The sequence below is a fragment of the Methyloligella halotolerans genome (genome assembly GCF_001708935.1).
Taxonomy (GTDB): domain Bacteria; phylum Pseudomonadota; class Alphaproteobacteria; order Rhizobiales; family Methyloligellaceae; genus Methyloligella; species Methyloligella halotolerans.
Map to the genome: position 1 here is coordinate 45,428 of NZ_MASI01000006.1, position 21,842 is coordinate 67,269.

Sequence of the window (21,842 nt, forward strand, 5' to 3'; positions counted from 1 at the left end):
GCACGAATTCCCCCCCTCGCCCCAACCCTCTCCCCACCCCTCTCCCCCTGGGGGAGAGGGAGCAGGCTGCGGGGCGCACAGCGCATGATGGCGCTTCGCGATCCTGCAACCTTCCGCTAGTCTCATCCCCTCTCGATCGGAAGGGGGCGCCGATGAGCGTTTTGATGGGGCTGATATTCATCGCGATCTTCGGAGGCTGGATCTGCGCCTTCGCGGGGATGGTCCTCGCGGTGCTCGTGGTGGTGCGCAACATTCCGTATATCCGCGAGCACAATCCTGAGCTCACGGAGCCTGGCGCGAAGGCTCCGCTGACCGGGTTCCGCATGTTCGCCATCGCGTCGAAGCCCGGCTCCCTCGGCCCAAGCGAGGAGCCGAAGCGCGTTCTCGCCTTCCGCCTCTTGAAGCTGGGCGTCGCCCTGCTCGTCGGAGGGATGCTGGCGGCTGTCACGATCGGCATCTTCGCCGGCGCCCCGGACGGAGGGGCGTGAGGGCAATCGCCCGATCATCGCCGCAAAAAGCCGCCATTGCTCCGACAGATCGCGCCGCTATGATGCGCGCCGCTTTCGAATGTCTTGAGGGAACATCCATGCAGACCAGCCGCACCGCGAACGGGGGCACGACGCTTTACAGCATGGGCGGGATCATCCTGCTCGCCATCGCGGCCGTGGCCGCCGTGATGACCAAGCCGAGCCTGGAGAGCTTCAACCAGAATCTCAACACGGAGCTGCGGTCGGAGGTCGCCCAGGCGCTGCAGTCGAAGCAGAAGGACGGCATCATGGGCGCCGTCATGCGGGTGGGCTGCACGGTGGATGTGGATGCCTGCGTGCGGATGCTGCGGTCTCAGATGGAGATCGACGAGAAGGATCTCATCGTCGCCCGCTATGTGCGTGTGCTGACCCGCGAAGAGGAGAAGAACTGCCTCGGCGTTTTCAACAGCTGGTTCTGCACCGGGTTCAATCCGCGCTAGGACACCCTGCCCCGGCCGGCCCGGACCGGATCGCATACGAAAAAGCCCCCTCACCGAGATCCGGCAAGGGGGCTTTTCATTGTCTGGCGATCGCGCCGCCGCGTCGGCAGCGGCGCGATGCAAATCGTATCGCCTGAAGCTACGCGGCCTTCTTGGCGTAGTAGGACTGCAGGCCGGCCATCACCTTGGCCTTGTCGAAATCGGCGCCCATGGCGAGCATCCGGTCGGCAAAGCGGCTGACGATCTCGGTGATCTGCTCTTCCGACAGCTGGTTCAGGATGCCGATGCGGATCTGAACCGGCTCCGACAGGGTCGGCCAGATGCCGAAGCCGTCGGCGCGGGCGCCCTGCACCAGCTCCTTCTCCTTGCCCTGCATGCTGTCGGGCAGATTGCAGACGACCAGGCTGGTCATGTTGGACGTGACCTTGCAGCCCATGGCCTCGACGGCCTCGCGGAGCGCCTTCTCGTGATAGGCGTAGGCTTCCGCCTTGGCGGCCTTGCCGTAAGCCAGGATGATGCGCAGCGCCTCGTGGAACGCGGCGACGGCGTAGCAGGAATGGGTCTGGTGATAGACCGGGTTCTCGACATCCTTGCCGTCAATGATGCCCCAATGGCGCGCATCGAGGATCGGGTGGTTCACGAAGGTGTAGCAGCCGCGCTTCTTGACGACGTCGATGGCCTTGTCGGTGAAGGAGACCGGCGCATAGGTCAGCGGCAGGGACAGCACGCCCTTCTGGGGACAGGATGCCCAAGCGGCGACGCCCGGATAATCGTCGATCGAGAAGTCGGCGACACCGAGGGACGACACGGCATCGACCAGCCCCATCACGTCATGCTTCTCGCAGGCATCGGAGAAGCCCTGGATGTCGTTGATGCGGCCCGAACCGGTCTCCCAGTGCGCCATGAACGCCCACATGGGCTTGTGCTCGGCCAGCGCCTTCTCGACGATCTCGCCGGAGACGGATTCGCCGTGGGGCACGGTGACGGTGATGACGTTGGCGGGCTTCGGGTTCAGGGAATCCTTCGCCAGGTCTTCCAGGGAAGACGCCTTCATGCGGATGGTCAGGTCGTCGATGCTGGAGAACGTGCCGTTGACGAAGCAGACGACCTTGTCACCCGGCAGGATGAGGCTCTGCATGCAGTCCAGCCCGGTCCAGCCGGTGCCGGCGACGCCGTAGGTGTAGACATTCTTGGTGCCCCACAGGTCACGCAGCATGAACTTGGCTTCCTTCATGCCGCGCAGCACGTCCGCCTGCATGTGGTCGGCAACGCCGGTCTTGGCGAAGCGCTCAAGCACGCGGGGGTCGGTGTTGCCCGGGCCAGGCCCTGCGGCGAGCGTTTCTGGAATTTCAAGCGGGGGATAAATATTCGTCATCGGAACACCTCAACTTCAGATAGCGTCGTGGATTCGTTAGGCCGCTCCGCGAGCGGAGCGTTTTGGATACGTCGTTCGATCCGGCTGGACCGGGTGCCGGTCCTTGCCAGGATCGCATTTCGGGCCGGATAGGTAATGCCGCCCTCCCTCGGAGACGTGCGACGCCTCCTCCGGCCCTCAGGGTGGTCGAAAGAATTCGGGTAATCGTGTAGCTGGAAGGGGCGTTCCGGGCAAGAGGCGGGATCGTTTTCGCCGGAAATGCGGTTGTCCCGCGCCCCCTTCAGGAAAAGCGAATGCCCGGACGTCAGCGCGCCCGGGCATCATTCAACAGCGTCCTCCTACGAGGCTCAGCGCGCTATGTCGAGATGCATGGCGAACCATGTCTGCCTCGAGCCACGCGGTGAGCCCTTCAGGATGACGGCGTCCGCGACGGCTGGCTCAGCACTTGTTGCCGAGAGTGACCACGCAGCCCACGCCTTTGGCGGTGCCCTTGACCACCGTGCCGGCGCCGTTGGCGACGCCCTTGCCGACTTCGCCGGCGCCCTTGGCGACGCCCTTGCCGGTGTTCACGGCGCCGCTGGCGACACCCTTGCCGACCTGCGCACCGCCCTTGACGACGCCCATGCCGACTTCGCCGGTGCCTTTGACCACGCCCGTGGCCGTCCCTACGGGACCGCTCTTGAGGCCTGCGCCGACCTGGCCGACGCCACGGGAAACGCCGCCGCCGACTTCACCGGCACCGCCGACCACGCCGCGGCCGACATCGCCGGCGCCCTTGGCGACGCCCTTGCCGGTTTCCATCGCGCCGCTGGCGGCGCCAGCGCCGGCCTGGCCGGCACCCTTGGCAACGCCGGTGCCGGTCGTGGTGGCGCCCTGCACGGTGCCCTGGACCGGCTTCACCTGTTGTGCGTGCGCCGGAATGGCGAAAGCGGCGACCATCAGGGTCGCGAGAATTGTCGTACGCATTGGAATATCCTCCCTACAACGCATGTTCTAACTATAGGACCGGCCGCGCTCGTCCCGGGCCGTACGCCTGATACGAATTTAGCCTATTATGCATAGCCAACTTGTTGATTTGGCGGCAAATGATGCGCCTTTTTAACATCAGTCTTATCAATGAGTAAGCATCCGTTTCCCGCCATGCTCAAGTTTTTGGGCGCGGCCTACGAGATCGGCATCGACGCGGCCGAGGGCGCCATCGTCGGCTTCATGGTGTTCGTGTTCCTGGTCTGGACCTGGCCCTACCCGCCGCCGGGCTGGGCGGCGGAGACGGCGCAGATCGACTGGGGGCTGGGCTTCGCCGGGGCCGGCGCGGCGATCGGCGGGTTCCGCAGCTGGGCGGCGCGAAAGCACCGGCTGGCGCGGAAGGATGAGCGGGAGTGAAGCGGGAACTCTGCCTGCGCCCTCCCCGTTCGACCTCCACAAGCCACATGCAAGACAATCCATGCAAGACAATCGGAGGAACCCATGGCCGGCGACGAAAAGCTGACCGAGCTGAATCCCAAGCTGCACCGTGAGAACCCGAACAACGCGGATCACGACACGCAAAACTGGGGCAAGGGCAACCACCCCATGACCGCCCCGCAGGCGAGCTATCTCAAGGCGCTTGCCGAAGAGGCCGGCGAGCCGGAGGCCTATCGCGAGGATATGAGCGAAGCGTACGCGACCTCACAGATCGACCGGCTGCGCGAGAAGATGGCATGACGGGGTAGGTCTGAAGCCTGTTTATAGGTCTGAAGCCTGCTTAAGAGTGTGCGAGGCGTGTGCCTCCACTCTTCGCGTCAAACTCGGCCGTCATCCCGGCGAAAGCCGGGATCTCGTAGCCACCGATCGTCGAGAGAAGCCGAGACAGGGGTTACTGGATCGCCCGGGCAAATTCATGTTCGGGTCGGCTTCGCCGGACCCGGCTGCCGGGCGATGACAATCGGTGAGGGCCCGCCAATCCCCCTCACCGCCTGGCAGACGCGCCCCCGCCCCGCGAGAAAAGCATGAAGATATAGAACAGCCAGACGCCCACGGCGGAGACGGCCGCGGACACATAAGTCCAGGCGGCGGCGTCCAGCACCTGGTCGACCTGCTCGATCCCGTCCGGACCGAGAATACCCTGGCGTGCCAGCAGCTCCTTGGCCCGGGCGCTGGCGTTGAACTCCACGGGGAGCGTGATCAGCGCGAAGAGGAAGGACGAGCCGAACAGGATGACGCCCGTCCAGGTGAGCCAGTTCATGCCCAGCACGAGCCCGGCGACGAACAGCCACGGCGCGATCTTGGAGGCAAGCTGCACCAGGGGCACGACGAAGGTGCGCGCCTCCATGGGGAAATAGTCCTTCGCGTCCTGCACCGCGTGGCCCGCCTCATGGGCGGCGATGCCAGCGGCGGCGATCGACGGCGTGTAGAAGACCTTCTGGCTCAGGCGCAGCACCTTGTTGCGGGGATCGTAATGGTCCGACAACTCGCCCTCGACGGGCTCGATTCGGATGTCCTGGAGCCCCTTCGCATCGAGCAGGCGCCGGGCGACCTCCGCCCCCGTGATGCCCGAGGGCGTTGGGACTTGGGAATACTTCGCGACGTTGCTCTTGATGCGGGCCTGGGCATAGAGCCCGAGCAAAAGCCCCGGCCCGACAAACAGCCAGAACAACGGATCTTCGAACATGGGACGCCCCCCATTGATATGCGGTCAGTGGCCAGCCCCGGCCACTTGTGTTTGAGGAAACGCCGGAGGGGCGAAGGGGTTTCCGGAGGGTTGCGCGGCACACGGATGGCAGATGCCGGCCGGCGGATCATAACGCGACGGCACGAGCGAAGGATGCCCGGACCAAGCCGGGCACCCCTTCTTGGGATCAGCAGCGGCGGCCGAACGTCACCGCGCACATGAAGCCATGGCCGACGCCCCGGCCGGCTCTCGCCGCGCCACGGCCGACACCGCGGCCAGCGGTTTCAGCGCCCCGCGCCACGCCGCGCCCGGCCCGAGCCGTTCCGCGGCCTACGCCTTCGGCCGTCTGCGCCGTTCTCTTGCCGAAACGCTCGAAAAGCCCCGCCTCGGAATGAGTCGGCAGCGCCACCAGCGTGCCAAACGCGAGCAGCAGGGCAGCAAGGATCGAAAGTCTCATCGTCGTCTCCTCCTCAGGATGACATCTCGGTAGGATGCGAAGTCCTGACGGGGGGCGATGGTTCCGGTGGGGAGAACAGCCAGAACGGCGGATCTTCAATACATGGAGCGCCCGTCATAACTTGAAGCGAGAGCTTTCGACGAAAAATGAAACTGCCACACAATCAATAGGTTGAATTTGCCTCTTTTCGCAATTTCGAGCTAAAAAAAGCCAACCCAAAGTTGAAGATGCCTAGAGCGCCCGCATGCCTCCTCCGGTTATAAACGTTTTGGTTGATAATCGTGAGGCTTCGCCCTCTGGCATTGCGTGCTGCGCGGGATATGAAGGCGGTAAATGGCGCAAATCGCGGCTTGCTAAGCACTTGCTGGATTGGCTGCCAGACTACGTGCTCACACCTGAAGAAAAGGCCGCCATCGATCCTTTGAAACCCTTTCGAACGCTCGAGATGGCAGCCCAGCGATTCTTCAAGCCAGAGACAGCAAGCGAGCGTGGAGAACTAGGTGAGTTGCTCGTACACATTGTGTGTGTGCAGGAATTCGGCACCCGACAGTTCGTTGCTCGCTTGTTCTACAAAATGCGCACGAACGATCAGGTCACGGGCTTCGATATTGTCCACGTGAGGTACGACGAGGCGTCCGACAAAATTGAGTTGTGGCTGGGAGAGGCGAAGATACACAAGAGTTTTTCTGGTGCTGTTTCGAAAGCTATTGAAACCCTCTCAGAGCATCTGGATGCAGGGTTCCTAAGCGAAACCAAGAGCCTCATCGGCCCCAAGATCCCGACATCTGATCCGCTACACGAAAAACTATCTTGGCTATTCGACAACAACGTGTCTCTTGATGAGATAGTTGATCGACTTGTGGTGCCCGTTTTCGTCGCGGCCGACTGCGAGAATGACGGTGAGATCGGTGCACTTCCCGCAAGTTATGAAGACCAAACAAAGACGTGTCTTCTCAAGATGCAGACACGACTATCCGAATCATACGGAAAAGATCTTGAGATCGTCTCAATTTACATGCCCTTGAATAACAAGGAAGGCCTTACATCTGAGATTGAATCCCGTCTGGCCGCGCTAACATGAACGTCGAGGAACTCAGAACTGCAATCTCGCAAGAGACCGGCCCAGACTTGTTCTCGCTTTGTGGGCAGGTCGCCAGTGCATGGCACGACCCCAAAGTGTCATTGACTGACTCTCTAGACCTGATCGTCCGGCTTGTAGCGTTCAAAGAGCGCTTCGAGAAACGACTACCCGGGACAGGTGAGATGATAAACGAAATCGCTCGGCAGGCCGGCCTTTACCCATACGTTTCAGACGACGAGCGGTGGACTAACCGTCTTGTCTGCGAAGCGATGCGTCTACCGAGCATGCCTAGCGTAATTCTCCATCTCGAACAAATGAAGGTCTTTGCCCTACTATTTGAAGGGCGCTCAGTCATTCTTTCGGCCCCGACGAGCTTTGGAAAAAGTCTATTGGTCGATGCGCTCATACTGTCAAAGCGACCCGACAACGTGGTCATTGTTGTACCTACACTGGCGCTTCTAGATGAATATCGAAAACGCCTCAGACGACAATTCCCAGAATACAATGTCATTACCCAAGACTACCAAGAGGCAGGTCACAACAGAAATATTTTCGTCGGTACGCAAGAGAGGATTTCGTCCCGCGACATTTCCCAGCGCGTCGATCTTTTCGTTATCGATGAGTTCTACAAACTAGATCTCCAACGGGGTGACGACAGAGCAATCTCGTTAAATTCTGTGATGGCTCGTTTTGCGAGAACTGCCGAGCAGACGTATTTGCTAGGACCATCTATTGATGGCGTTTCTCAAAATGAGCATTTCCCAAAGGATATGCGCTTCTACAAAACGTCTTTTTCCCCCGTCGCTGCTGATATTATTGACTACAGCGATCAAGGGCCTGATCCCGATCTTCTAGCGGAGGTCCTTCGTGAAGCTAACGGAGAGCCGACGCTAATTTATGTCCGGTCTCCCTCAGCAGCGGCACGCCTAGCATTTGAATTAATGGACAGGCTTCCGGACCTCGCGGATGAACGACTGCTCGAATTTGGCTCCTGGTTAGGGGACGAGTTCCATCCCGAGTGGGTCTTAGCTCGTTCTGTGCAATTCGGCCTTGGGATACACCATGGCCGTGTACCACGTTCTGTCGGACAATTTCTGATACATCTATTTAACAATGGCCGTCTACCGTATTTAATCTGCACTTCTACTCTAATAGAGGGCGTTAATACTGTAGCAAAGAATGTGTGTATATACGATAAACACATTAGCACGTCAAAGCTGGACCGCTTTACCTTTGATAATATTAAGGGACGAGCAGGCCGCATGTTTCAGCATTTTATTGGTCGGATATTTCTATTTCACGTTCCTCCAGAAGACGGTGAATTCACGGTCGAAATTCCTCTGTTCGATGGATTTGAACACGCCAGCGACGAACTAGTGGTTCATGTCCCCGCTGATTCTCTGGGTACGAATGCGCGCCGCCGGCGCGAGAACGTGCTGGCATCAAGTGTGCTCCCTGCACAACTTTTGGAGCGGTGGTCGAGGTTTGGCATCGACGGCCTGAATATCGTCAGAGACCAGGTTGAAATGGCGATAGCGGGAGGTCGAGATACGTTTTTGTGGAGCGGTTATGGCTACTTCGAAGAGATTGAAGCCGCCTTCGACTTGGCATGGGCGGAACTCAAGTTTGAAAAACACGGAATCCGCTCTGCAAGGCAGGCCGCATATTTTGCAACCGTATTGAGATCGTCCGTTACATTGAGGGCTTTCTTCAATAGGCTGGTGAAGGGTGAGGGTCTGAGCGCGCAGGCATCGATTGATCAGTGTTTCAATTTTCTGCGCGGCGCTGAGTACACGTTTCCCGAAGTTTTACGTTGCCTTCAAGAGATCGTCGACACAATTGCCGCTGATCGGGCCGACTACACCTATTTTGCCCAGTCACTTCAAAATTGGTTTTTGCCCGGGAGCTTGCGGACGCTCGATGAATTTGGAGTTCCAGTGCCCTTAATCAAACGCTACGCAGATTTCCTGCCGCACGAAAGTCCAGACGAAGCCTTAGAAGTCTTCACCAGTTTACGCCTAACTCGCGAGGCTCCCGCAATGTCCTCAGTAGAGGCTGAGATCATTGCATCCCTTCAAGAAATTGAACCGAATGCGCAATTGGATCACTAATCTTGCAAGCTATCGAATGTCGGCAACTTACCCGTCCAAGTGTGGTTTTTAGTCAATGAAGCGTCTAAGGATCGGCCACTGCATTAACTTAAGGAAATCCTTCAAACCGCTGGCACCCATAGAACGAATTCGCAGAGCATCTCTTGACAAGAACAAATCATGAACATATGCTGTCTGGATGGCGCTTTCGGTCCTTCAGAAGCTCGAGATCCTCGCCGATGCGGCGAAGTATGATGCGTCGTGCGCCTCGTCCGGTGGCGCGAAGCGGAATGCGCGGGGCGGCGGGATCGGCTCGGTCACCGGCGCCGGGATCTGCCACGCCTATACGCCGGACGGGCGCTGCGTTTCGCTCCTGAAGATCCTGCTCACGAATTTCTGCATCTACGATTGCTCCTATTGCGTCAGCCGCCGCTCTTCGGACGTGGCGCGGGCGCGCTTCACCGTCGACGAGGTGGTGGGCCTCACCCTCGACCTCTACCGGCAGAACTGCATCGAGGGGCTGTTCCTCTCCTCCGGCATCGCGCGCTCGGCTGATGAGACCATGGAGGATCTGACCCGGGTGGCGCGCACTCTACGCGACGCGCACGGCTTCCGCGGCTATATCCATCTGAAGACGATCCCCGGCGCGGACGAGGCGCTGATCGCGCAAGCCGGGCGATACGCGGACCGGCTTTCCATGAATGTGGAGCTGCCGACTGAGCCGTCCCTGACGCGGCTGGCGCCGGAGAAGTCTGCCTGCGAGATCCGGGTCGGGATGGCGTCGACGCGGATGCGGATCGACGAGGCCAAGGACGATCGCGTCGCCTACGCGCGCGGCCGCGGACGGGCGAAGCCGCCGCGTTTCGCGCCGGCGGGCCAGAGCACCCAGATGATCGTGGGCGCGGACAACACGTCCGACGCCGACATCCTGACTGCCAGCTCCTCCCTCTACGCGTCCTACCGGCTCAAGCGGGTGTATTACTCGGCCTTCAGCCCCACGGGACATGCCGCGGCGGCCCTGCCCTCCCGGCCCGTGCCGCTGCTGCGCGAGCATCGGCTCTATCAGTCCGACTGGCTGCTCCGCTTCTACGGTTTCGGGGTGGACGAGCTCCGCGGGTCCATGCCGGACGGCATGCTCGATCTCGCCATCGACCCCAAGCTCGCCTGGGCCCTGCAGAACCGGGACCGGTTCCCGGTCGATTTAAACCGCGCCAGCAAGGAAGAGCTGCTGCGTGTGCCGGGGCTCGGCACCAAGGCGGTCCAGCGGATCGTCGCCTCGCGGCGGTCCGGCCGCCTGCGCCTCGACGACGTGGCGCGGCTGACAGCCTCGATCAAGCGCGCGCGGCCGTTCCTCACGGCGCTCGACTGGCATCCCGGCGCGTCTCTCGACCACGCCTTCCTGCGCGACCGTCTCGCGCCGCAACCCGTTCAGCTTCCGCTTTTGTGATCTCGCTTTGTTAAGCCTGAAGGACGATCCGTCATGTATCTCGTAAGTCTGCCTGCCGATCTCTCCGCCGACGATGCGCCGTTCCGCGACGCTGCCCGGCGCGCGCTGTCTCTCAATCTCGCACCCGAAAAGGTGAGCTTCAGCGCCAATGGGGAGGCGAGCCTGCTCGGCCCTCTGCCCGACGCTAAGGCCGCGCCGCTCACGGTGCCGCCGGGCTTCGTGGAGCTGATGGAGCTGGCGATCCTTCACCGGGCCGCCGAACGCTACGATCTTCTCTATCAGATGCTGTGGCGGCTCAAGCATGGGGAGGCGGGGTTGCTAGCGCGTGCCAGCGACCCCTGCGTCGCGCGGCTACAGGGCTACGCCAAGGCGGTCCGCCGGGACATCCACAAGACCCATGCCTTCGTCCGTTTTTCGGAGGTGCAGGACAATATGGGGACGCTTCATCTCGCCTTCTTCGAGCCGAAGCATTTCACATTGCGCCGGTCGGCGCCGTTCTTCCGGGACCGGTTCGCGGGCCTGCGCTGGCGGATCGAGACGCCCGTCGGCACTGTGAATTGGGATCGGGAGACGTTGAGCTTCGGGGCGGCGGTTTCCGCCCCCTCCGAGCCGACCCGCGCAAATGGGGCGAGCGGCGAACTCTGGCAGACTTACTACCGGACGACCTTCAACCCGGCGCGTCTGCGCATCGATGCCATGACGGCGGAAATGCCGAAGCATTACTGGCGCAACCTGCCCGAGGCGGCGCAGATCCAGAAGATGATCCGGGAGGCAGGTTCGCGCGAGCGGACCATGCTCGACAGCGCGCCGTCGCCCGCACCGCGTTTTGCTGAGCGCATCGCCGAGCGGCGGGCGTTCGCCGAGGAGACCCAGGCGCCCCTCGCCTCGCTCGAGGCGATCAAGCAGTCGGCGGGCGCATGCACACGCTGTCCCCTTCACGCGGGCGCCACCCAGGCAGTGTTCGGTGAAGGACCGAAGGATGCGGCGCTCATGCTGGTTGGCGAGCAGCCGGGCGATCAGGAAGACCTGGCCGGCAGGCCCTTCGTCGGCCCGGCCGGCCAGTTGCTGGATCAGGCGCTGAAGGATGCCGGCATCGCGCGCAGTGAGGCCTACGTCACCAATGCGGTGAAGCATTTCAAATACGAGCCGCGGGGCAAGCGACGCATCCATAAGAAGCCCAACGCGGGAGAGGTTTCGGCGTGCCGGTGGTGGCTCGATGCGGAGATCGCGGAGGTGCGCCCGCAGCTGATCGTGGCGCTCGGCGCCACCGCCGGGCTCTCCCTGTTCGGCCGCCAGGTCTCGGTCATGAAAGAGCGGGGGCAGATTTTCGAGAGCGCGCAGGGTCGCGTACTGCTGACTGTACACCCGTCCTATCTGCTTCGTCTGCCACCCGAGGAGAGGGCTCGCGAATACGGGCGCTTTGTCGCCGATCTCGCGATCGCCGCGCGAGTGCTCTCAGGCCCGGTAGAGGTGGCGGCCTGACAAAAGCTCACCTGAAAGTGCCGGGAGGCTCGTCAGTACCTGCAAGGTTCGGACGTAATCGGTGGACGGAGGCCGCTCCCGCGAGGGCCAACGCGATGCCGGCCCAGTACGCCACGATATCCCACCAGGTGAATGTGCTGCCGAACACAAGCTGCCCCAGTGCGTGGCTGCGAATTTCGTCGAACCATTCGATGTGGACGGCCTGACTGAACTCGACGCCAGCAGCACCGATTGCCGCTAGAACCGACACGACCACGAGCCTTACAGAAGGCAATAGCGCCGCCAAAGCAAAGAATACCATGCACCCCACAACATGGAGCCGCCATACTTCGCAGCGAGCGGCGGAAATCCCAGCTCTGGCCGGCGCCATAGCAACCCCGCCGCTATGGTGCAAAGAAACGCGACCACATAGATCACGCGCAAGCGTCGTGTCCTCGGCGCGTTCATCGAATTTGCGCGAGGGCGACGCCCTCATCTGCGAGTTTTGGTTCCGCCGGCTTCTTGATCAACGCAACCAGCGTGTAGCTGATGATCAGCAGTAGAAACCACGAGCCGAACTTACCCATGCTGACCAATTCCCACCCCTCACGCTGACCCGGATAGAGCCACGTTTTGGTGTAGGTCCCGATGTTTTCCGCAATCCAGATGAACAGCGTGACCAACAGCACACCAAGCAAAAGCGGCATGTAACGGGGCACACGCCAATTGGTGAAATAGATCCGCGTGCGAAGCAGCAGCATGATTGCGGCGGCGAACAGCACCCATCGAAAGTCGTAGATGTAATGGTGCGTGAAGAAATTGACGTAGATCGCCACGCTCAGAACCGCCATCCAGATCATGGCCGGATGAGCAGCGAACTCGAAATGAAACAGCGACCAGGCACGACAGAGATAGCTGCCAATGCAGGAATACATGAAACCTGAGAAGAGCGGCACACCGGCGATGGCGAAGATGGCGGCTTCGGGATAGACCCACGACCCAACCGAGGTTTTGAAGATCTCCATCACGGTTCCGACCACGTGATAGGAGAAGATCACCTTCGCCTCTTCGAGGGTCTCGAGGCGAAAGATCAGCAGCAGGACCTGGACCGACAAGGCCGCCAGGAAAAGAAAGTCGTAGCGGTGGAGCGCGGCGCGCGCGGGTAATAGAGGAAGGTGGCGACGATCAGGAACACCATGATTCCGCCGAACAGGCAGGCCCAGGCCTGCTTCATACCAAACCGTAGAAACTCATAGAGCACGGCGGTGCTCCGCCGCTTCGCCATCCGGTTTCCGAAGCGCCGTTCGGCAACGATGAACCGCCGGAGAACCGGCCATTGAGTGGCACCGCTCTTTGCGACCAGCTTCTCGCGTCTGTCGCTCAACGCCACCCCCCATAAAAAAATCGCCGGGACGAACCCGGCGATTGTTTCATTACCCCGACTCGCAGCCCCGCCTAGTTATCCAGGAAGGAGCGCAGCTTCCGCGAGCGGCTCGGGTGCTTCAGCTTGCGGAGCGCTTTGGCCTCGATCTGGCGGATACGCTCGCGCGTGACCGAGAACTGCTGGCCGACCTCTTCCAGGGTGTGGTCGGTGTTCATGCCGATGCCGAAGCGCATGCGGAGCACGCGCTCCTCGCGCGGCGTCAGCGATGCCAGCACGCGGGTCGTGGTCTCGCGCAGGTTGGACTGAATGGCGGCGTCGATGGGCAGCACCGCGTTCTTGTCCTCGATGAAATCGCCGAGATAGCTGTCTTCCTCGTCGCCGATGGGCGTCTCCAGGGAGATCGGCTCCTTGGCGATCTTGAGCACCTTGCGCACCTTCTCCAGGGGCATGGCGAGCTTCTCGGCCAGCTCCTCCGGGGTCGGCTCGCGGCCGATCTCGTGCAGCATCTGGCGCGAGGTGCGGACGATCTTGTTGATCGTCTCGATCATATGCACCGGAATGCGGATGGTACGAGCCTGGTCGGCGATGGAGCGGGTTATGGCCTGACGAATCCACCAGGTGGCGTAGGTGGAGAACTTGTAGCCGCGGCGGTATTCGAACTTATCGACCGCCTTCATCAGGCCGATATTGCCTTCCTGAATCAAATCAAGGAATTGCAGACCGCGGTTGGTGTATTTCTTGGCGATGGAGATCACCAGGCGCAGGTTCGCCTCGACCATCTCCTTCTTGGCGATGCGCGCCTCGCGCTCGCCCTTCTGCACGATGGAGACGATGCGGCGGAACTCGCCGATCTGAAGCCCTGTCTCCGCGGCGAGATTCTGGATCTCGGTACGGATATCCTTGATGAGCCCCTTCTCGTCGCGCACGAAATCGGTCCAGCCGCGCTTCTTCAGGCGGCCCACCCGTCGGAGCCAGTTGGGGTCCAACTCGTTTCCGCGATACTCCTCGAGGAAGTCGCCGCGGTCGACGCGATAGCTCTCGGCAAGGCGCAGCAAGCGGCCTTCATATCCCATGAGCTTCTTGTTGATCTCGTAGAGGGTCTCGACGAGGCTCTCGATGCGGTTGGCGTTGAGCGAAAGCGACTTGATCTCGGTGACGATCTCGTCCTTCAGAGACTTGTAGCGCTTCTCCTGGGACGAGGAGAGCTGCTCGTTCTTCATCGCCTTCTCGACGAGCTGGTCCTGAAGCTTGCGAAGCTTCTTGTAGTTGGTGGCGACGGTATCGAAGGTCTCGACCACCTTGGGTTTCAACTCGGCTTCCATGGCGGCGAGGGACATGTTGTTCTCCATGTCGTCCTCGTCGTCGTAATCGTCGGAATCGCTCTCCGAATCGGAGTCGGACTCCTCGCTCTCGTCATCGTCGGAGCGCTCGCCAGACGCTTCGCCGGATTTCTTGGCCTCGGTCTCTTCAGACTCGCCTTCCTCGCCTTCTCCCTCGCCCGCCGGGGTCGGCTTGGCATCGGGGCCGGCATAGGTGGCCTCAAGATCAATGATGTCGCGGAGCAGAATCTTTCCCTCGTTCAGCTCGTCGCGCCAGATGATGATGGCCTGGAAGGTGAGCGGGCTTTCGCAAAGACCGGCGATCATCGCTTCGCGGCCGGCCTCGATGCGCTTGGCGATGGCGATCTCGCCCTCGCGAGAGAGCAGCTCCACGGAGCCCATCTCGCGCAGATACATACGCACAGGGTCGTCGGTGCGGTCTGCCGGCTCGGTGGTGCGCTCGGATTTGGTGACGGCCTGGACCTTGGCAACGGCGCCGCCGCCTTCGCCTTCGGCCTCCTGCTCCTCGGCCTCGTCGGAATCGATCACGTTGATCCCCATGTCGGACAGCATCGACATGGTATCCTCGATCTGCTCGGACGAGACCTCCTCCGAGGGGAGAACCTCGTTCAGTTCGTCATAAGTCACGAAACCGCGTTGCTTGGCGGTCTTGATCAGCTTCTTGACCGCGGCATCGGACATATCGAGGACGGGACCGTCCTGCCCTTCCCCTGCGGTTTGGTCCTGGGTCTGGGCTTCAGCTGTCTTGGTTGCCATTCAATAACTCCAAAGCGCCGGGTGCGCGCGTGCCCGGTTGTGTCTGTCGCGGTCCTGAGCGTGCTATCGCTCATCGGACCCAACCGGCTTTTTCCACCGGCAAGATGCCTCGCCTAACCGCTTCGCGTTAACCGGCAATTAAGCATGGCGAGCGGCCAGGGGCTTTTTTTCCGAAACCGGCCCGGTCCTGCGGTTAACCGGCGTTCGCAACGGCGATCCCCCAGTGATTCCGCCTCGCCGCCCGAGGCGGGAGCTCAGCTTCGAAAACGCCGTAACGGGATGCAAAACTCAGTCGCGATGAGCCGCGTCGAGCAGCTCGAGGCCAGGGATCACCTCGCCAATTTCTACCCCAATCGGTTTCCCTGGCGATTCTCAGCTATGCAATTGGCGAGGGAAAGGGGCAGAGTCAAGGCCGCAAACGCGAAAGTCGCAACCTGTTGCCGATCCCCCTCGCCGGTTCGTCTCGCCCCAAAGGATTTCATCGGCTTAACCCGGCTTTCTTGCCACGTCGCTGCCGCCGCCGGAGATCGCCGGAGGCGGGCTCGGAGCCGGTGTTCACGTCCTTCGACCGCGATTGAGACCAATGCGCTCCCTGCGCACCCTGGCGATCGTCTCGGCGAGGCGCTCCTTCGCCTCCCGGTCGCCGGCATCCTCGTGAGCTTCGGCGACGCCATCGTTGGCCACCTGTTCCTGAAGCATGACGAACTGCTCGAACTCCGCGTCGCTGGCTTCGGAGAGATACGGCGCAATCTCGAGCAGCTCCCGCTTGAGGGTCGGCAGCGCTCGCCAGCGAAACAGAAGATCGCGGAACTGCTCTTCGACCTCCTCATCCGGGGTGCCGGGCTGCAAGAAGCTGATGCGGCTGAAGGCGCTCTCCTTTGCGATGCGGTCGAAGAGCTTGGCATGGCGGCTGTCCCGCAAGGCATCGGCCAGCCCGTCCGGCGTCACCTCGGGCTCCGTCAGGATGATCTCAGCCAGCTCGTCCAGAAGGGCAGCGAAGGGCGCCGCCCGAAGCTCGAGCGCCGCGATCTCCTCCCCGAACCGCTCCAGCAGCCAGGGATGGTTGAGCAGGGATAAGATGATGGTGATGGCAAAGCCGCGTGGTGAGGTCGGCAGGTCGCGGATTCGGCGCACCTGGTCGGGCAGCGCCCGGGGGGCGCGGCCGAAGCCGGTGCGGGCCGGCGCTCTGCCCCGCGGCGCCGCGCGATCGTCGAAGCGTGGATTCTGTGGGCGCTGCACGGCCCAAAGCTGGGCCAGACGCCCCTTGATCTCTCGGCGATAATGCTCGCGAACCCGGCCATTACCGATGCTCTCCAAAAGGCGCTCCAACCGCGCTTCCAGGGCTGCCTTGCGTTCCGGCGTGTCGAGAGGCTGGGCGGAGATCTCACGGTGCCAGACGATCTCGATCAGTGGCTTGGCGTCGGCAAGGCACGACGCGAAGGCTTCAGGCCCTTCCGCCTTCACCAGATCGTCGGGATCGTTGCCCTCGGGAAGGAAGGCGAACCGGAAGGAGTGCCCTTCCTTCAGGGCCGGCAGCATGCGGTCGATGGCCCGGGCGGCAGCGCCCTCGCCCGCCTGGTCGCCGTCGAAGCAGATCACAGGCTCCGGCGCGAGTTGCCACAGGAGCTGCATCTGGCGCTCGGTGAAGGCGGTGCCGAGAGTCGCGACGACGTTCGGGAAGCCCGCCTGGTCGAGGGCGATGGCATCCATATAGCCCTCAACGACGATGATCTCGCGCTTGTCGTGGGCCGGCCCTCGGGCGCGGGCGAAATTGAAGACGCTCGAGCCCTTGTCGAAGAGCTTCGTCTCCGGGGAATTCAGATATTTCGGCTGGCCACCCTCCTCCAAGGTACGGGCGCCGAAGGCGATGACCCGGCCGCGGGAATCGGGGATGGGGATCATCAGCCGGTTGCGGAAGCGATCGTAGGAGGCCCGGCCGTCTTCGGGTTTGATGAGAAGCCCGGCTTCCAAAAGCTGGGCCTCGGTGAAGCCCTTGCCGATGAGCGCGTTCTTCAGGAAGTCGCGGGAGGCGGGGCATAGCCGATACGATAGTCCTGGATCGTCCGGTCCGAGAGACCGCGACCCTTGGCGTAGTTCCGAGCATGTCGGCCGTCGGATTGAACGAACTGCTTCTCGAACAGGCTTGCCGCCGCCTCCATGGCATCGATGAGGGACAGCCGCTCCTTCTCCGCCTTCTCGTATTGGGGGTCCGGCTTCGGCATGGCGACGCCCGCCTCGCCAGCCAGGCGCTCGACCGCTTCCGGGAAGCTCAGCCCCTCGGTCTCCATGACGAATCGGAAGATGTCGCCGTGATTGCCGGACGAGAAGCAGTGATAGAACCCCTTCTGGTCGTTCACCGTGAAAGAGGGCGTCTTCTCCTTGTTAAACGGGCTGAGGCCGACAAATTCGCGGCCGCGTCTTTTCAAGTTCACGCGCCGTCCCACCACCTGCGAAACAGGCAGCCGGGCGCGGATCTCGTCCAGAAAAGAATCGGTAAAACGCATGTTCCTGATTCGGCCTCTTTTCGCCAGCTAACAGGCTAGAAGCGCGGAAACCTATGGGTTAGCGCGTCTTCTCACCGATATTCACCGGCAGAACAGAGCATGAATGTGTGGCGGGGGTTGGGAATTACGCCGCCAAACATCTGCGGATTACCAAAAAATGAACGGGATTTTTTGTGCCCGCTATCATAAATCCCGTCGCACGATTTCAACGGCGCGCGCACCGCGCTTCGAATTGTCATTCGCCATGCTTATAGCCGCCATCGTCATCACCGCCCTTGCGATCGCCCTGATCGGATATCTTCTTTGGAAGGCGCCCCGCGCCCTCTCCGCTGCGGACTTCGCATTCGCGCTCCTGCCCGTGCTGATCGGGATCCTCATCATCGCCCGCTGGCCCCACGACCCGCTCGCGGTCGGGTTGGGCGTCATCCTGGTTTTGATCGGGGTCTATTCAGCGAACCGGCTGCATACCGGGCATTGAGGAGTCTCCGCGCTGCAGGGAATGACCCTACGTCGTCATCATGAACAGCCAGACGTCGGCCCGGCCCGAGAGCCATAGATTGGTGAAGACCAGCCCCGCTGCCAGGACGCTGACGACGAGGGTGGTCGCCGGCCATCGCCGCCAAAGCTCCCACAGAACCGTCATGGACAAGAACGCGAGTAAAGCCAGCACCGCGGGTGCCAGCAACGAACGCTCGTCTCCGCCGGCTCCCAGCGCCGGCAATCCGAAGAGCCCGGCCAACGGAACGATGGCAATTATCGATAGCGCTAGAGGTTTCGACGCCCGGCCCATGGCGAGGATCGCCAGCGCCAAGACGGTTCCGGTGACCGGGAAGAGCCAGGGTTCCATCAGGTAATAGACTTCCGGCATGCCGACCAGCAGCCCGTGAAGCACAAGCTCAGGCTCCATTTCGGGCGCGGGAGCCGAGGTTGCTCCCAGCCAAATCTGATACAGGACGAAGAGCACGGCGGCGAAGATGCTGAGAACCAGCGGTCCCGCCAGCGTGTAGATCACCGGCAGCGCGAGCAGCCAAAGGCGGCTGCGGTCCGAGGTCTCGTTGTCGGTGTTCTCGACCACGGTCTGCGTCGGGTTAGCCCAGCTTCGCCTTCACCGTAGCGCCGGCTTTAGCGAAATCCATCTGGCCGGCGTATTTGCCTTTGAGCTCGCCCATCACCTTGCCCATGTCCTTGATGGAGCCCGCGCCTGTGGCGGCGATGGCCTCGTCGACGGCCTTTTCCATCTCCGCATCGGAAAGCTGCTTGGGCAGAAACTCGGAGATGATCTCGACCTCCTCCGCTTCCTGGGCGGCAAGTTCGTCGCGGCCCGCGTCGGCGTAGACCTTTCGCGACTCCTCGCGCTGCTTCACCATCTTCGTCAGGGTTGCGAGGATCTCGGCGTCGGTGGCCTGCTCCTTCCCTTCGCCGCGGGCGGCGATGTCCCTATCCTTGACGGCGGCAGAGACCATTCTCAGCGTCGAGAGGCGCCGCTTGTCTTGCGCCTTGAGGGCGTCTTTCAGGGCGAAATTGATCTCGTCGCGCATCGGTATGGCCAGGGGCTTGGGGAAAGATATGCCAGAGGCTATCTGACGCGGGAATCTGGCGCAACTTCTTTTGCCGCTTCAACCTACTGGAATCATTGCGTTATTTTGGTGCATGCGCGCTGGCCTGACGCCTAGCCAATGTTGTTGGGTCCGCCGGGGTCTACGCCGCAGGAGATTCGGGGCTTGCACCGGAGCGCCGCATGGCCGATTTCTCCCCTCAAGACTTGTACGGATGAGAGTCGACATTCCATGAGCGATATCGAGAGCAAAGCGAGGGACGCAGGCGCGCCCTCCGCCGTTTCCGGCTGGGACGATCAGGGGCCGACCGCGCTTCTGGTTCTGGCGGACGGAACGGTGATCGAAGGGATGGGCGCCGGTGCCACGGGCGTGGCCGTCGGAGAGGTCTGCTTCAACACGGCGATGACGGGGTATCAGGAGATCCTGACCGACCCGTCCTATGCCGGGCAGATAATCACCTTCACCTTTCCCCATATCGGCAATGTCGGAGCGAACCCCGAAGATATCGAGACCGCGAACCTCGCGGCGTCCTCCGGCGTGCGAGGCTGCGTTCTGCGTGCGCCGATCACCGAACCTTCGAACTATCGGTCCGCGCAGCATTTCGACGAGTGGCTGAAGGCGCGCGGCATCATTGCCATCACAGGCGTGGACACACGCGCCCTAACCGCGCTGACCCGCGAGAAGGGCATGCCCAATGCCGTGATCGCACACGCACCCGACGGCAATTTCGATCGCGGCGCTTTGAAGGCGCAAGCTGCGGAATGGGGCGGCATGGTGGGGCTCGATCTCGCCAAGGAGGTGACGACCGCTCAGACCTACTCCTGGGACGAAGGCGCTTGGGAGTGGAACGAGGGTTTCTCAAGGAAAGAGGCTCCGCGCCATCACGTGGTCGCCATCGATTACGGGCTGAAGCGGAACATCCTTCGGGAGCTGACGGCTGCGGGCTGCAAGGTGACCGTGGTCTCCGCGAACACGAGCGCCGAAGAGATCCTGGAGCGCAATCCCGACGGTGTGTTCCTGTCGAACGGGCCCGGCGATCCGGCCGCGACCGGCGAATACGCCGTGCCGGAGATCAAGAAGCTGGTGGATAGCGGCAAGCCGGTCTTCGGCATCTGCCTCGGCCATCAGATGCTGGGGCTGGCCCTCGGCGGGACGACGTCCCACATGCGCCAGGGCCATCACGGAGCGAACCATCCGGTGAAGGATCACCTGACGGGAAAGGTCGAGATCACGTCGATGAATCACGGCTTCACCGTGGACCGGGAGAGCTTTTCCGACGAGATCGAAGAGACCCATATCTCGCTCTTCGACGGCTCCAATTGCGGGCTGAAGTTGAAGGGCCGGCCGGTGTTTTCCGTCCAGTACCACCCCGAAGCCTCCCCCGGGCCCCAGGACAGCCATTACCTCTTCACGCGCTTCGTCGAGATGATGGACGGGGTGAAGGAGGAGTAGCTAGCTCTCCTCGGCGCTCGCGCCCACCGTGTCGGCCATGACGGCGCCGCGCTTGCCCAGCGGCTGCTTCGGCCGGGTGGTCGTGTCCCTGGACGTCTGGTGCTCCAGCTCGGCATTTATCTCCGCACCCAGCAGAATGATGATGATGGACAGCCATAGCCACATCATCAGGCCGATGGCGGCGCCCAGAGAACCGTAGGTCTTGTCGTAGTTCGCGAAGTTGGACAGGTACCAGGAGAACAGCGCCGAGCCGACCAGCCACGTGACCGAGGCGAAGAGGCTGCCGACGCTGAGCCAGCGCCATTGGGGCGCCTCGCGGGAAGGACCGAAGCGGTAGAGTAGGCTCAGCCACGTCAGCACGATCAGGACCAGAGCGGGCCAGCGGAGAATGGAGATCAGGTGGCCGGCGTAGCTCTCGATGCCCACCCAGGACAGCACCAGAGGCAGCACGACGATGGCGTTGATGGCGATGATGATGAAGATCAGCCCGCCGAGGGTGAAGGCCATCGAAATCAGATTCAGGCGGATGAAGCCGCGCTTCTCCTTCTCGTCGTAGACGACGTTGAGCGCATCCATGACGGCCTTGATTCCGGCGTTGGAGCTCCACAGCGCCAACGCAAGACCGATTGCGAAGCCAAAGCTGAGGCTCGCTTCCTTGCTGTCCGTGATGCGATCGATCTGATCCTGGATGATCTCGACGCCGCCGGACGGCATGACGGCGGAGATCATGTTGAGGTGATCGGCGATGGCAGAAGCACTGGCTGTCAGGCCGTAGATCGAGACGAGGGCGGTGATGGCCGGGAAGAGCGCCAGAAGCATGTAGAACACCACGCCGGCAGCGACGGCCATGACGCGATCGTTGCCGATCTGATCCTTCACCCGCCAGAAGACGTCCTTCCAGCCCTGCCAGGGCATGTGAAACGGGCTGCGTGCTCTGCGGCCACGGTTCTTCTCCTGGGCGCGGGACGCATGAACGTGTTCGGGCTCTTCCGACGGTCTGGTCAGGAAGGCCCCCTCCTCGTCTTCCTCCACCGCAGCGCCGCGTTCGGAATTTTCAGGCTCGGGGGCGGCTTGCCGGCGGAGGGCAGTCCTTTTCGGTGGCGCGCCGAGACCAGCGATCCGGCTCACCTGGTTCACCAGCGTGACGGCGCCGACGAGCATCAAAAGCTCGAGCCAGAAGGGTGTTTTGTCTTGTCTTGCGAACATGTGGCGAAGGCTTAACACCGCAGTGTTGCCAAGGTTTCCGGGTGTCTCTCATTTCCACAGGCGGTTATTTCCGGGGATGCGGCGCCTTCGATCCTTCCCCCCAGATTGAATCTGGT

Annotated in this window: 21 protein-coding genes and 1 pseudogene; 10 read left to right on the forward strand and 12 right to left on the reverse strand. The window is 61.9% G+C overall.

Translation table 11 applies throughout. The annotated features are described in order from the left end of the window. Positions 1-152 precede the first annotated feature (152 nt). The gene (locus A7A08_RS11265; protein ID WP_069095584.1) at positions 153-488 is read left to right on the forward strand and encodes a hypothetical protein; all 336 of its coding nucleotides are present in this window, start codon (positions 153-155) and stop codon (positions 486-488) included. Positions 489-586: 98 nt separating this feature from the next. Beyond that, on the forward strand, positions 587-967 hold the full coding sequence (locus A7A08_RS11270; RefSeq protein WP_141693967.1) for a hypothetical protein: 381 nt from the start codon (positions 587-589) through the stop codon (positions 965-967). 139 nt (positions 968-1,106) lie between these two features. On the opposite strand, the gene A7A08_RS11275 is transcribed toward A7A08_RS11270, so the two are convergent. Together A7A08_RS11275 and A7A08_RS11280 are read right to left on the reverse strand one after the other, a co-directional pair. After that, positions 1,107-2,342, reverse strand: a complete 1,236-nt coding sequence (locus A7A08_RS11275; protein WP_069095586.1) for a pyridoxal-phosphate-dependent aminotransferase family protein — start codon at positions 2,340-2,342, stop codon at positions 1,107-1,109. 438 nt (positions 2,343-2,780) lie between these two features. Beyond that, the gene (locus tag A7A08_RS11280) at positions 2,781-3,308 is read right to left on the reverse strand and encodes a hypothetical protein (RefSeq protein WP_069095587.1); all 528 of its coding nucleotides are present in this window, start codon (positions 3,306-3,308) and stop codon (positions 2,781-2,783) included. 174 nt (positions 3,309-3,482) lie between these two features. Between A7A08_RS11280 and A7A08_RS11285 the strand changes: the two genes are divergently transcribed. After that, entirely contained in the window at positions 3,483-3,725 is a 243-nt protein-coding gene (locus A7A08_RS11285; RefSeq protein WP_141693968.1) for a hypothetical protein, read from the forward strand. A gap of 84 nt (positions 3,726-3,809) precedes the next feature. After that, positions 3,810-4,046, forward strand: a complete 237-nt coding sequence (locus A7A08_RS11290) for a DUF3072 domain-containing protein (RefSeq protein WP_069095589.1) — start codon at positions 3,810-3,812, stop codon at positions 4,044-4,046. Between the two features lie 244 nt (positions 4,047-4,290). On the opposite strand, the gene A7A08_RS11295 is transcribed toward A7A08_RS11290, so the two are convergent. Both A7A08_RS11295 and A7A08_RS11300 read right to left on the reverse strand, forming a co-directional pair. Beyond that, positions 4,291-4,992 carry a zinc metallopeptidase gene (locus A7A08_RS11295; RefSeq protein ID WP_069095590.1) on the reverse strand — a complete coding sequence of 234 codons (702 nt, stop codon included), beginning with the start codon at positions 4,990-4,992 and terminating at the stop codon, positions 4,291-4,293. Between the two features lie 187 nt (positions 4,993-5,179). Then, on the reverse strand, positions 5,180-5,449 hold the full coding sequence (locus A7A08_RS11300; RefSeq protein WP_069095591.1) for a hypothetical protein: 270 nt from the start codon (positions 5,447-5,449) through the stop codon (positions 5,180-5,182). A gap of 244 nt (positions 5,450-5,693) precedes the next feature. On the opposite strand from A7A08_RS11300, the gene A7A08_RS11305 reads away from it, so the two are divergent. The 4 genes from A7A08_RS11305 (at position 5,694) to A7A08_RS11320 (ending at position 11,549) form a co-directional block, all read left to right on the forward strand. Further along, positions 5,694-6,530, forward strand: a complete 837-nt coding sequence (locus A7A08_RS11305) for a HamA C-terminal domain-containing protein (protein WP_083226699.1) — start codon at positions 5,694-5,696, stop codon at positions 6,528-6,530. Beyond that, entirely contained in the window at positions 6,527-8,641 is a 2,115-nt protein-coding gene (locus tag A7A08_RS11310) for a DEAD/DEAH box helicase (protein ID WP_069095593.1), read from the forward strand. Before A7A08_RS11305 ends, A7A08_RS11310 begins: the two co-directional genes overlap by 4 nt. Positions 8,642-8,819: 178 nt before the next feature. Further along, a complete protein-coding gene (locus A7A08_RS11315; RefSeq protein ID WP_069095594.1) occupies positions 8,820-10,067 on the forward strand; it encodes a putative DNA modification/repair radical SAM protein in 1,248 nt (415 codons plus the stop codon). A 33-nt stretch (positions 10,068-10,100) separates the two neighbouring features. Beyond that, positions 10,101-11,549 carry a UdgX family uracil-DNA binding protein gene (locus A7A08_RS11320; protein ID WP_069095595.1) on the forward strand — a complete coding sequence of 483 codons (1,449 nt, stop codon included), beginning with the start codon at positions 10,101-10,103 and terminating at the stop codon, positions 11,547-11,549. 7 nt (positions 11,550-11,556) lie between these two features. Here A7A08_RS11320 and A7A08_RS16340 read toward each other — a convergent pair whose 3' ends face one another. From A7A08_RS16340 to A7A08_RS11345, 5 genes and pseudogenes are all read right to left on the reverse strand, one after another. Further along, positions 11,557-11,850, reverse strand: a complete 294-nt coding sequence (locus tag A7A08_RS16340) for a ribosomal maturation YjgA family protein (protein WP_069095596.1) — start codon at positions 11,848-11,850, stop codon at positions 11,557-11,559. Positions 11,851-11,992: 142 nt separating this feature from the next. Next, positions 11,993-12,813: pseudogene (locus tag A7A08_RS11330) on the reverse strand (DUF817 domain-containing protein). Between the two features lie 170 nt (positions 12,814-12,983). Next, positions 12,984-15,008 (reverse strand): RNA polymerase sigma factor RpoD, encoded by a 2,025-nt coding sequence (gene rpoD, locus A7A08_RS11335; protein WP_069095597.1) that lies wholly within the window; start codon positions 15,006-15,008, stop codon positions 12,984-12,986. Positions 15,009-15,563: 555 nt separating this feature from the next. Beyond that, positions 15,564-17,126, reverse strand: coding sequence for a DNA primase (locus A7A08_RS11340; RefSeq protein ID WP_342586677.1), 1,563 nt, complete (start codon positions 17,124-17,126; stop codon positions 15,564-15,566). Further along, complete coding sequence (locus tag A7A08_RS11345; RefSeq protein WP_069095599.1) at positions 17,021-17,512, reverse strand: CHC2 zinc finger domain-containing protein; 492 nt, start codon at positions 17,510-17,512, stop codon at positions 17,021-17,023. The genes A7A08_RS11340 and A7A08_RS11345 overlap by 106 nt, the downstream gene beginning before the upstream one ends. Positions 17,513-17,756: 244 nt before the next feature. Here A7A08_RS11345 and A7A08_RS16345 point away from each other — a divergent pair, with 244 nt between their 5' ends. Then, entirely contained in the window at positions 17,757-17,990 is a 234-nt protein-coding gene (locus A7A08_RS16345) for a hypothetical protein (RefSeq protein WP_169822999.1), read from the forward strand. A gap of 27 nt (positions 17,991-18,017) precedes the next feature. Here A7A08_RS16345 and A7A08_RS11355 read toward each other — a convergent pair whose 3' ends face one another. Together A7A08_RS11355 and A7A08_RS11360 are read right to left on the reverse strand one after the other, a co-directional pair. Beyond that, the gene (locus tag A7A08_RS11355; RefSeq protein ID WP_069095601.1) at positions 18,018-18,587 is read right to left on the reverse strand and encodes a hypothetical protein; all 570 of its coding nucleotides are present in this window, start codon (positions 18,585-18,587) and stop codon (positions 18,018-18,020) included. 13 nt (positions 18,588-18,600) lie between these two features. Beyond that, positions 18,601-19,050 (reverse strand): GatB/YqeY domain-containing protein, encoded by a 450-nt coding sequence (locus A7A08_RS11360; RefSeq protein ID WP_069095602.1) that lies wholly within the window; start codon positions 19,048-19,050, stop codon positions 18,601-18,603. A gap of 249 nt (positions 19,051-19,299) precedes the next feature. On the opposite strand from A7A08_RS11360, the gene carA reads away from it, so the two are divergent. Continuing rightward, the gene (carA, locus tag A7A08_RS11365) at positions 19,300-20,520 is read left to right on the forward strand and encodes a glutamine-hydrolyzing carbamoyl-phosphate synthase small subunit (RefSeq protein ID WP_069095603.1); all 1,221 of its coding nucleotides are present in this window, start codon (positions 19,300-19,302) and stop codon (positions 20,518-20,520) included. Here the strand turns inward: carA and A7A08_RS11370 are convergent, their stop codons facing one another. Continuing rightward, on the reverse strand, positions 20,521-21,726 hold the full coding sequence (locus A7A08_RS11370) for a YihY/virulence factor BrkB family protein (protein WP_069095604.1): 1,206 nt from the start codon (positions 21,724-21,726) through the stop codon (positions 20,521-20,523). Positions 21,727-21,842: the final 116 nt, after the last annotated feature.